Origin of the sequence: Arthrobacter globiformis (genome assembly GCF_030817195.1) — a bacterium.
GTDB lineage: Bacteria > Actinomycetota > Actinomycetes > Actinomycetales > Micrococcaceae > Arthrobacter > Arthrobacter globiformis_D.
The window spans coordinates 2,338,383-2,350,634 of record NZ_JAUSYZ010000001.1 but is presented as its reverse complement, the minus strand read 5'-3'; the positions used below and the strand labels follow the sequence as shown (position 1 = coordinate 2,350,634).

The window sequence follows — 12,252 nt, the reverse complement described above, 5'->3', positions numbered from 1 at the left end:
AAATGCAGCGCCGGCGCCTTCCATGACGCCGGACACATTCTGGTCACCATCAACCAGTGCCTGCGGCACAGCCCCTGCCATCAGCCCGTTGTCGATGGGTTGAACCCAACGAATTCGCCGTCTCAGCAAACGAAGGGGAGGCGATGGGTTTTCCTTATGTCATGAGCGGCCCTTGGCGCGCTCGTCCTACCAGGGCCGCGCCGCAACTCCCCACAGGCGGCTGCACTTGCAGACGCAGCCGCCGGCAGCCAAGCGAAGACAGAATTTCGTACTAAGAAAAAGGAGCAGCCATGACAAGCAGCGCCAATGAAATTCAAGTCCCCCAGGGGACCACTGTGGCACTGAAGGGCGTCAGGCGTGCTGCGGCACGCCAGATGGTCGCAGCGTGGCAGGCTCCGGCGTTCCATCTCACTATCGAGGTTGATATGACAAATGCCCTGACGGTGAAGACAGTCTCGTCCGAGTCCACGGTTACCGACCTGCTTATCTCTGCTGTGGCTATTGCCCTGCAAGACCACCCGGGCCTGAACGCCCACTACTCCGAAGATGGCGTGACCTCCTACGGGGAGATCAACATCGGTCTGGCGGTTGCCACGGACGCCGGGCTGACCGTACCGGTCATTCACGGCGCGTCCGGCCTCGCCCTGCCGGGCATCGCACAGAAGCGCCGCGAACTCGTTGACCGGGCCCGGGCCAAGAAGCTGGGCATGGGCGACATCACAGGAGGAACTTTCACCATTTCCAACCTCGGGATGCTTGGAATCGATCGCTTCGATGCGATCCTCAACGTGCCCCAAGTCGCGATCCTCGCCGTCGCTTCTGCCCGCCAGCGGTTCGTAATGCACGCCGGGACCGGCCAGTGGCGGCCGATCGCCGAACTGAGCCTCACCTGTGACCACCGGGCCGTTGACGGCTACATGGGTGCACTCTTCCTGAAACAGCTCAAAGAGCTCCTCGAAGCGCCGATCCCCGCACTATAAAAGTCCGAGGATTTTCGCGGTATCAGCTCTGCCAGCCAAAGTGGGACCTTTCTTGATGCGATTCGTGCCCAAAGCTGGGGGCTGGCATCAGTGCTGGATTCAGGTGCCGGCCGAGGCAGAAGTCGAGGCCGTAAAGCATGAGCATCGTCTAGTGCGACCGTGAGGTTGCACTAACTCCAGGTTCTTCGATTCGCTCTGGCGCCGCTCAAATCGCCTTCTCCCCTCTCGCCAACCGGAGACTCTCCGCTAACTTTCTCGAATTACTCGTCCACGTCATTGCAAGGTTGCACCCGGGGGACGGACCGCCGCAGAAATTTGACTGGCCAATCCCAATGACATAACCGGACGAGACATCCCACCGCTCATCACACAGCCCGGAGCTACCTTGAACACGAATACCGAGAAACGTACGTCGAACCAGCTCATCACGATCGTCGTGCTCGCAGCATCCGCGTTCATCGCGCTGGTGTCAGAACTGGTGATAGGAGTCGCCCTCCCGACCTTCATGGCTGAACTGGGAATCAGTGCGAGCACCGGGCAATGGCTGACGACGGGATATGCGCTGACGCTGGCGGTAATCATTCCCACAACGGGGTACATCCTGCAAAGATTCCGGCTCCGTCCTGTCTTCGTAGTGAGCATGGGGTTATTCAGCCTCGGAACTTTTATCGCCACACTTGCGCCGGGCTTCGAACGCCTGCTCGCTACCCGCATCGTCCAGGCTTTGGGCACCGGCGTGCTCGTACCACTGCTCCTGGCGACCACCTTCGGGATGGTTGCACCTGCGCGACGGGGCCAGATGATGGCGATGGTCACGGCGGTAATTTCTGTCGCACCCGCTGTTGCCCCTGCATTCTCTGGTGTGGTCATGGCGCAACTGAGCTGGCGCTGGCTGTTCATCATCGTCCTCCCGTTTGCGTTGCTCGGATTGGGTCATCGGGGCGCTCAAAATCCCCAATCTGGACGCCACCCCTTCAGGTTCCACTTTCGACGTTCTGTCGCTGGGACTGGCGGCGGCGGCTTTGGCGCCCTGGAATACGGGCTCAGTGCCATGGGTGAGGGTGCCGGGGAAGGGATCCCGGCATCTTTCTGGATCGCTGTTCCCCTTGGCTTGCTGGGTGTCGGCGGCTTCGCACTGCGCCAGGTGAGCCTGCAGCGCAGTTCGACCCCCCTCATGGACATGCGGATCTTCACCCGCCGGGCCTTCACGATTTCAATCGTCCAGTTCGGGTTCCTCGTCGCTGGAGCTTTCAGCCTTACCGTTTTGCTGCCGCTCGCCCTCCACGAACTGGGACTCGGCGTCTTCGAGACCGGACTGTTTATGGCGCCGGGCGGCCTGACGATTGTCGTAGTGTCCCTCATCGCAGGCAGGCTCTACGACCGCACGGGGGCTCGAAAACTCATGGTCTCAGGTGCACTCGTCATCGCCGCCGGTTGGTGGTTCATGAGCACCCTCGACGAAACCACCTCAGTGCCGGTCATGCTTTTCACGTACCTTCTGATCTGCGCGGGTCAGGCCCTTTGCTGGACTCCCATTTTCACTCTCTCGCTTGGTGCACTACCGGATGAGCTTCATGCCCAGGGAAGCGCCGCGCTCAATACCGTTCAGCAGCTCGTGGGCGCGGCCGGACTGGCAGTCCTGGTCGGGATTTACACGACTGAATCGACCGGTTCAGATCCCGCCTCGGTCGCTGTCGGGGCACAAGCGGCCTTCACTGCCGGTGGTGTCATCGCCCTGGCAGGAATCGTCACAGCGATCCTTGTTCCCTCCCGAGCCCGCAAAGCCCCTCTTCTGGAGACCATCAGCCACTGATGCGCACGCTCGTCTAAGGGAAGTCAACGATTCCACGACTTCCGGTTGGATACGTACGGGACAATCTTGCCTGCCGCGTGCTGGCGTCGTCTTTGCTGCCCCACCCTAATGCGCGGCCCCGTGCAGGGCAGCAGCCGGCGCCAAAGCGCTTTTTAGCAGGTTGGTAGTACCAAGAAGTAGAAAGTCCTCGTGCGTTTGATCCTCACGGGCCCTACGCTTAAGCATGGTCTGCCCAAGCGGCCCAAACTGGAGAGGAAGAAGAACCCAATGTCGGATGAACTGCTGAGTAAAGTCCTGGCGCTGATCGAGGAGGTAGGGCCGGGCGGCAGGATCGCGCCCGAACGGGAGCTATCTGAGCGTTTGCACGCGTCCCGCACGGCGCTGCGGAGCCGTCTGCGAATGCTTGAGGCCGTTGGCGCCCTTGAGCGGCGCGGGTCTGCCGGTACTTTCGCCCGCACCATGGCCCCCGGGGACGTTGCCGATGCCTTGAGGATCGGGCTCGCAGCCTCCCCGCTGGCGTCCGGGGAGGCATTCCAGTCCGTCCGCGTTGCCTTGGAGCGGCAGGCAGCGAAGCAGGCCGCAGAGCAAATTCACCCGGTCCCCCTTGCCTATGCCGAAGAAGCTGTCATGCGGATGGAGCGATCAGAAGAACCCGAAGAACTCTACGAAGCAGACCTGGACTTCCACCGCCACCTCTTTCAAGCCTCCGGAGACAAGGCACTTATTTTCTTTGCTGAGGCGGTCAGTGACCTCTTGGCCGCCAGCGTCACGGCCCGACGCGAAAGGATGCGCGCCCTGTCCTCGGACGTCGAAGAGATGCGGACCCTGCACCGCGGCATCCTTGATGCCATCAAGCAGCGGGATCCAGCAGCAGCAATGACGGCAGTGGACCGGCATTTCGACCGCATTGACGTCCTTACCACGCCATCACCGCCAACCCTTCAAAGCTGACATAAGGGCAGGTATGAGAAGTCTGCGACGACTCAGAACGTACTGCTCTTGACAGGTGGTATGAGCTAGCGCACAGTTTGGTAGTACCGAACAAGTAGTTCGTCGCAGAATCAACAGACAGAAAAGGTGGCGCTCGACCTGCGCCGCCCCGAAGGGTGCTGTCGGCCGGGACCATCGGCAACACCCTCGAGTTTTACGGTTTCATCGTTTACGGCTCCATTGCCGCCCTGGTATTCAATACAGTCTTTTTCCCGTCATTCTCTCCGGTGGCAGGAACGCTACTGGCACTTTCAACCTTTGCCGCAGGATTCCTGGCCAGGCCCGTGGGCGCGGCCATCTTCGGAACCCTCGGTGACCGGATCGGACGCCGGCAGACCTTGATGCTGACCTTGGTCATTATGGGTTCCTCCACGTTCCTCGTGGGACAGTGCAAAGAGCTCCACACCGAGCGTTCCTGCCGCAGATCCCTGCACCGCGGACCGGAATGGCCTGGCGTCCATAAAGCAAGCAGCCCACTAACCAGGTCATGAGACCGAGGTTAACCATGGACAGCTTGGTATTACCAAGATATGATTTGGGCTGAAGAACTTAATTTCGGCTTAGTCCCTGCTGGTACTTCCGGGGAAGGGCAGGTCGACCAACTAAAGGAGATCTTGTGGACGTTGTAGTCGGACAGGACATTCTGGGCAGTGAAACCGAAGCCGACGTGAGCGAGTGGCTCATCGAGGATGGAACCCAGGTCACCGAGGGGCAGGCTCTGGCGGAGCTAGAAACCTCCAAGGTGCAGGTCGAGGTGGTCGCCCCCACATCCGGCACTATCACCCTCGTCGCAGCCGAGGGTGACGTGATCGAGCCCGGCGCCGTCATTGCCAGGATTGCGTGAGATCGATGAACACTCTTGAGGCAATAGAGCACGGGGTTTTTGACCTGGCCACAGATGGGGTTGAGGCCCTCAAGGCGATGACCGCAATCCGGGAGTTCGAGTCCCGCCTTCCCGGATACTCGAAGGAAGGGCTGATCCGGGGCTCCACGCACCCGTCCGTGGGTATGGAGGCTATCGCAGTGGGGGTGTCCCGCTCGCTCCGCGCCGCTGACAGTATCGCGAGCAATCACCGCGGTCACGCTCACTGCCTGGCTAAGGGTGCCGACCCAGGCCGGACCCTCGCGGAGATTCTCGGGCGCCGCGACGGGTATTGCGGCGGTAAGGGTGGATCGATGCATATCGGTGTCAAAGAGCTGGGAATCCTGGGAACGAACGGGATTGTCGGGGCAGGCATTGGTTTGGCCACCGGCGCAGCCCTGGCAGCCCAGCAGCAGGAAAGCGGTGCCGTCGCTGTTGCCTATTTCGGCGATGGGGCCAGCAACCAAGGGGTGCTGGCAGAGAGCTTCAACCTGGCAGCCATCTGGAAGCTTCCGGTGATCTTCGTCTGCGAGAACAACCATTTTGCCCAGTCAGCAACACTGGAAGAGATGGTCGCCCAGCCCGAGATCCGTCGGCGGGGGGAAGCCTACGGAGTCCCCTCCTTTGACGTTGACGGAATGGACGTCGAGGCCGTGGCAAATGCTGCTTCAGAAGCCGCCGTCCGCGCCCGCAGCGGGGAAGGACCGACTTTTCTGGTCGCCGATACCTACCGGTACCTCGGTCACATGGCAGACGACACCGAAATCTACCGCACCAGGGAACAGGTCGAGGCGTGGAAGGGCCGCGATCCCATCGCCAAGCTCGCCGCACGGCTCCTCGAGCGTGCCGTTCTAACGCAGCAGGACATCGACGCCATCGCCCAGGAAGCTATAGCAGAGGTGGATGCCGCCGAGGCTTTTGCCAAGGCCTCCCCCTTCCCCGAAACCGCAGAAGCTTTCACCCAAGTCAGTGAGGACAACCGATGAACAAGCCGGCACAACAGCTCACCATCTGGCGCGCCCTGAACGCAGCGCTTCATGACGAATTCACCGAGGACCCCTCCGTGATCATCATGGGCGAGGACATCACCACCTGGGGCACCGGCGGCGGTATCTATGGTGTGACCCGGAAAATGGCGGAAACATTCGGCAAGCACCGTGTCCGGGACACCCCCATCAGCGAAGAAGCGCTCATTTCAGCCGGCGTCGGGGCAGCGATGGCGGGAACCAGGACCGTCGTGGAAATCATGTACTCAGACTTCAGCCTCCTCGGCGCCGACGGCCTGATCAACCAGGCAGCGAAATCGCGGTACATGTTCGGCGGCCAATTCGCCACCCCGCTGGTGCTGCGCAGCAATGGCGGATCCGGCATCGGCAAGGCAGCCCAGCACTCCCAGTCCCTGGAGACCCTCTTCGCCCACATCCCCGGGCTGGAGGTCGTTGTCCCCTCAAACGCAAACGACGCCTACGGACTGTTGCGGACCGCGATCAAGAGCAACAACCCCACCATCTTCCTCGAGCACAAGGGAATGTACTACGACAAGGGACCGGTCACCCGGGAGCCTATTCCCTTCGGCCAGGCCCGCGTCGCCCGTGAAGGCACCGACCTCACGATTGTCGCCACACAGCTCATGGTGAGCCGCTCCCTGGAAGCGGCCGAGGAGTTGGCCGGGGAAGGGATCAGCGTCGAGATCATTGACCCGCGCACCCTCTACCCGCTGGATATGGACTCTATCTACGCTTCGGTACGGAAAACACGCCACCTGCTGGTTGCTCATGAAGCCGTGCGCGACTATGGCTGGGGCGGGGAGATCATGGGCAACGCGGTACAGGAATGCTGGAACGAACTCGACGCTGCACCCCGGCGTCTCGGCGCAGCCCGCACCCCAATCCCCTACAGCGAAGAACTTGAAAAGGCTGTCATCCCCACCGCGAAAGACATCGTCTCTGAAGTCCGGACCGCACTGGGGACCAAGGTGGTTCAGCCGGCATGACCGCTACAACCCAGCCCCTCATCGGATTCCTCGGAATCGGAGCCATGGGCCTGCCGATGGCCCAGCGCATCCAGTCCAGCGGCCAGCGTCTGCGGGCAGTGGATGTGTTCCCAGGCCAAGTCTCCAAAGCCCTCGATCTGGGTATCCCGGCCTCGACCGTGCCTGATGATCTCTTGGACGCGGACGCCTTGCTGGTCGTCGTCGCAACAGGCGAACAACTTCTGAGCCTCTTGGAATCTAAGCTCCTCTCAGGGACCGGCGCTGTCAGGACTGTGGGAGTGCTCAGCACTGTAGGGGTGGCTGCGGTACGGGAGTTCGCACGCGAACTGGCCGACAGAGGGATTGGAGTAGTAGATTGCCCCGTCACCGGCGGGGTGACCGGCGCCATCGAGGGCAAGCTAAACATCTTTGCGGCCGGCAGCCCGAGCGATCTATACGCCCTAAAAGGCTCACTGGAAGCAATAGGCACCATCCAGGAGTGCGGAACCACAACCGGCGACGGCCAAGCCTACAAAATGGTCAATCAACTCCTCGCCGCATCACATCTCGCGATCGCCGGAGAAGCCCTCGATTTTGCGCGGACGCTTGGACTTAACCCAGAGCAAGTGCTCAACGCCGTGGCAACAGGCGCCGGAGGATCCTGGATGCTCACAGACCGCGGGCCCCGCATGATCCAAACCCCCGAGCAACGACCCGTCCAAACGCATCTATCGATCTTCGTCAAAGACACCAGCCTCGTCATGGCGACCGCCGAAGAGGCGGGATTCGACGCCCGCATCCTGAGCGCCGTGGCGCAAGAGTTCAAGCGAGCCGCCGACGCGGGTCTAAGCACGGACGACGACTCCTCGATAGTGGACATCGACCGGCGTCACTAGGCCGAGCCAAGTAGGTCTTTGTCATTGCGCGTGAAGCTTGCCAGGGGTCAAAATGGCAAATGCCCGCGCCCGTTACCTTTTCCGTGCCCAGTCCCGTTGGCAGGATCAGGGCGATTTGGCCTGTCGCTGCCGCCATGGTTGCTGCCCAGTCGTTTAGTAACCCGAGGGTGTTGTCACCGGCACCGGCTTGGCGCCGGGTGATTGCTGATAGAGGCACGATGACGGGCCCTTCGTAACGTGGATGCGGTGGATCAGACTTTTGCCGCGGCTGGCCCGTCAGCACAAGTCAGTGGCGCTCAGACAGGGAGCGGGCGTTGCAGACCGCGCTGACAGTAGTCTTCCTCACCGCATGAGCGCTTTCTTCGTCAGACGGCTTGTGTGGACACTGCGTGCATCTGCAATCGTCCTGCTTATTGGGGCTGTGCTTTACAGTTCTACGGGCAAGAAGTTCGGCTTCTCGTTCTGATAGGGGCGGCCATTAGGGGCCTTTCGACGGGAATGGGGCAGGCAGTCCAAGGTGGGGTGATGGCTGCGACGGCCACTCATGTTCGGCGCCAGTCCGGTCTTGATATCACCGGCCTCAGCATGGCTTCAATGTCATTTGGCATGAAGATCTCGAGCGGGGTGGGAGCAGCCGCGATTGGCTGGCTCCTGGTGCTCGGCAACTACGACGCTTCGCTTGAGGTTCAGCCGGATTCCGCGATCAATATGATCAACCTTGCGTACATGGGATCCCCGCACTCTGTAGCCTCGGGTCTTCTTCATTCTGCGCAACATCCACCATGAAAAGGAACTCAAGGAACAGGACGATGACAAGGACAGCGTTCGAACGGCGACTATGGCAGAACGCCTACATGAGTCTGTTTCGCACGTGGGACCAAATGGCCGGCTACGGCGCGTACAGCAGTTCTTGGTGAAAAACACGCCACCATCCGCTCCCACCGGAGTGGACGGTGGCGTTCGCGTTGTGAACCTGATGGTAATTCTCGACACGGACTCACCAGTTCACCGCGTCTTTACTGGTCTTCGCAGTTCGTAGGGAGCCGCTATGTCGGCGTCGATGTCGCCGAGATGTCGGGTGCACCAAACCCCGCGGGAGGCGCCGACAGACAGCTGGCGATGTGGTTGGGCCCAGGACTGAAGAAGGCCGCACTAGTAGTCGATGTCCAGTTGTTCCCTGAGGGGCTCGCCCTCGGACTTAGTGCGGGGAAGGCCAGGCTGCCGCACTTCGCAGCCGGAGCGCAAGCTGCGGGCCGATGCCCGGCCCAACCAAGCGGACATCCCAGAGCGGCGCGCCATTTCCTGTACTCGGGTCGGCACCTGTTGGAGGTCGTCGCAAAGGAGCCGGCGTCGGAGCGGGCACTTTCCCCGTCCGGACCAAGCCACCGGCGCCCGGTGCCGCGTATCGCGCCCCCAGGCCATGCACACCATCTTTGAAACCGGGTAAGACCTCGGGTCGGACTAACAAGTCGAAGGAATGGTCAACCAGTGCGTGCAACTGCAACGAGCGCTGCGTGATGTCGATGCTGATGATGTCGCCATTCTCGACCAGCGCGATGGTGCCGCCGGAAACTGCAGTGTCATCTTGGAGGCCAGCTCTCCGGGTGCGGGTATGATCCCGAGAAAGTCGTACGATTTGGGGGTTTCAATGGCAGGTGCAGCAGGACGGTTGGTTTTCAGTAATGACATCAGCCGTGACGTCGAGCTGTTGGAGTACGGACTCGACGCGTCCCTGGACACACCACTGCTACCCAACTCGGCCGTGATGAATGCTCTGCAGAATCTGGTCCGGTTGGCCACGCAGCTGTGCGGTGCACCGTTTGGCGTCGTTAATATCATCAGCGCCGGGCACCAGCATCAGATCGGGGCGTGGGGAGTGGACCCTAGGGTGTGCTCCCGCGAGGATTCGATGTGCGCCAAGGTCTTCTTGTCCCGGGAAAAGACGGTCGTTTCGGACGCTTCCCGGGATCCCCGTTTTGCGGACAGTCCCTTTGTGACCGGTGAGATCGGCACGGTTCTTTCTACGCCTCGGTTCCCCTGGAAACCGAGTCCGGGTTCGTGCCGGGCACACTATGTGTCTTTTCCGAAACTGCCCACGAGCTGAACCCTACGCAGGTGGACATGCTGGAGGTCCTGGCAAGGCAGGTCGTGGAGCCGTTGGAGCTGCAGCACCGGACCGCCCAGCTCGACAGGGCCTACGCCGAGCTGAAGGAAAGCAACGCCTGGCTCGCTGGTTTCGCCGGCCGTGTCAGTCATGACCTGCGCAGTCCGTTCACCACGATGCTGGGCTATCTGGAAATTCTGCAGGACGATCCCAGGATAAATGCTGTCCCAGATCTGGACATGATCGGCGCATCCGGGAGGCGCATGCTCGCGATGCTCGAAGACGTCCTGAGTTACTCCCGGGTCGGTGGATCCATTTGCCCGATCAGCGGCTTGGTTGGACAACGGCTGAAGCATGATTGAGCGCGTCGGTCGGCGGTCGGGGGTGTTGGTTCAATCCTGGGCCAGTTCCCAACTGTAGAGGGTCAGTGGCTGTGATGGCTCAACCATTGCTTCGTAGTAGCGAAGGGTCATGCGGGCCGCCGATTTGTAAGGCTGCCGGGTCGGCGGTGGTGTCAGCCAGGAGAATGGGTCCTTCTTCGGTCTGACAGGCAACGACTGCCTTCGATTGACACCTTGACCGCCGCGGTATCTCCACATGCCACGGGTACCGTCACGACTGGCGGTCGTTCTTCAGTCAGCCAATTGAACCTGTTCCCAGCGCTTTTCCGCTGGCTCTGCGATGCAAGCGGAACTGTAGCAATCCGCTCTTTGACATTGCCCTCCCATCAGCCGGTAGATCTTCGAGATGGAGAGAGGTTTATCAAGACGAGGTATTGAGAACGCTGACGGTCGGCTAAGGCGGAAGGGCAGGCTGCTCAATTCCAGGTTGACTACGGCCGAATTACCGCGGAGGTTCTGAATTCTTCAAGGCAAGTGGGGGTTGACTGTGTGAAGTAGGTCATGCCAATATGGAACTTGGTAATACCAATTCATGGCGTCCAACATTGTCGTTGAGCGCATACAGGTAGGAGCTGAATTACCTTGACCCAGGACCTTGATCTGAGCACGACTTCATCAAATCTTCAGTTGGACATGACTACTCGCCGGGTCGGTGAGGCCTCGATGTACATTGACGGCAAATGGTTGCCGTCGACGTCAGGTGAGACCTTTGCGACCGTGGACCCAAATACGGGTGCGGAGATCGCCCAAGTGCCCCGTGGCGACTCAACTGACGTCAACAAAGCAGTAGAGGCGGCGGCTCGTGTCGCGGTGGAGTGGCAATTTACCGATGCCATTACTCGCGCCGGACTACTGCGGCGCCTCGCTGCGGTGATTACGGAGCACACTGAGGAGCTTGCGCAGATTGAGGCTCTTGACTCGGGGCACTACATCGCCAAGGCACGGGACCTGGTTGCTGCTATGCCGCTTTGGCTGGAGTACTGGGCCGGCGCGGCGGACAAGGTCAACGGTCGATCAATCACCGTACCGGGCAATAAATTCAGTTTTACTGTGCTTGAACCGCTTGGCGTAACAGCTCACATTGTTCCTTGGAACTACCCGCTACTTGTGATGGTTCGTTCTATCGCTCCGGCGCTTGCGCTCGGAAACACGTGTGTCGTTAAGCCTGCTGAGGACACCTCCCTGTCGGCGTTGAAGTTTGCCGAACTGGTTGAAGAGGCGGGCTTCCCGGCCGGTGTGTTCAACGTTGTAACCGGTCTTGGAGCCGAGGCCGGTGCCGCACTCGCTGCACACCCTGAGGTGCGGGGGATCACTTTCACGGGATCCACCGAAACCGGCCGACTCGTCGGCAAGCTTGCAGCCGAGCATGTGGCACAAGTGAATCTTGAGCTCGGAGGGAAGTCCCCGTTTATTGTGTTGCCCGACGCCCGTCTGGACGACGCGGTGGAAGCTGCCATTCAGGGTTTCTGCTCGCATGCGGGCCAGATCTGCACGGCCGGCAGCCGACTCTTCCTGCACGAAGACATCGCAGAAGACTTCCTCGTGCGGATGGAGGCTCGCCTCGCCAACACCAAGGTTGGTGACGGATTCGATCCTTCCACCGAAATGGGTCCCTTGGTCTCGAAGAAGCAGATGGAGCGAGTCCTCAGCTACATCGATATCGGGAAGTCAGAGGCTACGCTCCGAATCGGTGGAAGCCGCCCCAAGGCAGCGGATGGTGGCGGCTACTTTGTTGAGCCCACTGTCTTTGACAACGTCTCGCCAAACGCCCGCATCGCAACAGAAGAGATTTTCGGGCCGGTTACTGCAGTAATTCGGTGGAACGATCTGGACACCTTGATCGAGCAGTGCAACGCCAGCGATTACGGCCTCTTCGCCGTCGTGTGGGGTCAAGACATTACTCAGGCGATGACTCTCGCTCGTCGCCTGCAGTCGGGTAACGTGCTGATCAACGACTGGTTCGGCGAGCTTCCCATGGTTCCGCACGGTGGTCACAAACAGAGCGGCAACGGCCGTGAGGAGGGCCTGGAGGCTGTCCATGGCTACACGCAAGTGAAGCACATCGGCATCAGCTTGGACCCCAACCCGCGTGACAGCGCAGACTGGATCCAGGCTCCCCTGTAAGGTACTCGCAATCGGTCCAGAACCGGGCCCCGCGTAACAAACCCTAGATGCGCTGTCGACCTAACTCAAGTGGTCGTGGGGAGGCGTATGGATTGGCAGGACAGATACCA

At 60.7% G+C, this 12,252-nt stretch carries 12 protein-coding genes; all 12 read left to right on the top strand.

Annotated features, from left to right (window positions below):
• The first annotated feature begins 290 nt into the window (after window positions 1-290).
• The 12 genes from QF036_RS10570 (at window position 291) to QF036_RS10525 (ending at window position 12,142) form a co-directional block, all read left to right on the top strand.
• Window positions 291-980, top strand: coding sequence for a 2-oxo acid dehydrogenase subunit E2 (locus QF036_RS10570; RefSeq protein WP_307101574.1), 690 nt, complete (start codon window positions 291-293; stop codon window positions 978-980).
• Window positions 981-1,365: 385 nt separating this feature from the next.
• Entirely contained in the window at window positions 1,366-2,793 is a 1,428-nt protein-coding gene (locus QF036_RS10565) for an MFS transporter (protein ID WP_307101572.1), read from the top strand.
• Between the two features lie 267 nt (window positions 2,794-3,060).
• Window positions 3,061-3,744, top strand: coding sequence for a FadR/GntR family transcriptional regulator (locus QF036_RS10560; RefSeq protein WP_307101569.1), 684 nt, complete (start codon window positions 3,061-3,063; stop codon window positions 3,742-3,744).
• A 155-nt stretch (window positions 3,745-3,899) separates the two neighbouring features.
• The gene (locus tag QF036_RS25265) at window positions 3,900-4,274 is read left to right on the top strand and encodes an MFS transporter (RefSeq protein WP_373460127.1); all 375 of its coding nucleotides are present in this window, start codon (window positions 3,900-3,902) and stop codon (window positions 4,272-4,274) included.
• A 125-nt stretch (window positions 4,275-4,399) separates the two neighbouring features.
• Window positions 4,400-4,627 carry a lipoyl domain-containing protein gene (locus QF036_RS10555; protein WP_307101567.1) on the top strand — a complete coding sequence of 76 codons (228 nt, stop codon included), beginning with the start codon at window positions 4,400-4,402 and terminating at the stop codon, window positions 4,625-4,627.
• Between the two features lie 5 nt (window positions 4,628-4,632).
• A complete protein-coding gene (locus QF036_RS10550) occupies window positions 4,633-5,631 on the top strand; it encodes a thiamine pyrophosphate-dependent dehydrogenase E1 component subunit alpha (protein ID WP_307101565.1) in 999 nt (332 codons plus the stop codon).
• Window positions 5,628-6,638, top strand: a complete 1,011-nt coding sequence (locus QF036_RS10545) for an alpha-ketoacid dehydrogenase subunit beta (protein ID WP_307101564.1) — start codon at window positions 5,628-5,630, stop codon at window positions 6,636-6,638. Before QF036_RS10550 ends, QF036_RS10545 begins: the two co-directional genes overlap by 4 nt.
• On the top strand, window positions 6,635-7,513 hold the full coding sequence (locus QF036_RS10540) for an NAD(P)-dependent oxidoreductase (RefSeq protein ID WP_307101562.1): 879 nt from the start codon (window positions 6,635-6,637) through the stop codon (window positions 7,511-7,513). Before QF036_RS10545 ends, QF036_RS10540 begins: the two co-directional genes overlap by 4 nt.
• 378 nt (window positions 7,514-7,891) lie before the next feature.
• Complete coding sequence (locus QF036_RS10535; protein ID WP_307101560.1) at window positions 7,892-8,299, top strand: MFS transporter; 408 nt, start codon at window positions 7,892-7,894, stop codon at window positions 8,297-8,299.
• A gap of 706 nt (window positions 8,300-9,005) precedes the next feature.
• On the top strand, window positions 9,006-9,617 hold the full coding sequence (locus tag QF036_RS25440; protein ID WP_444875979.1) for a GAF domain-containing protein: 612 nt from the start codon (window positions 9,006-9,008) through the stop codon (window positions 9,615-9,617).
• 17 nt (window positions 9,618-9,634) lie between these two features.
• A complete protein-coding gene (locus QF036_RS25255; protein ID WP_373460285.1) occupies window positions 9,635-9,979 on the top strand; it encodes a histidine kinase dimerization/phospho-acceptor domain-containing protein in 345 nt (114 codons plus the stop codon).
• Window positions 9,980-10,600: 621 nt separating this feature from the next.
• Entirely contained in the window at window positions 10,601-12,142 is a 1,542-nt protein-coding gene (locus QF036_RS10525; RefSeq protein WP_307101558.1) for an aldehyde dehydrogenase family protein, read from the top strand.
• Window positions 12,143-12,252 lie beyond the last annotated feature (110 nt).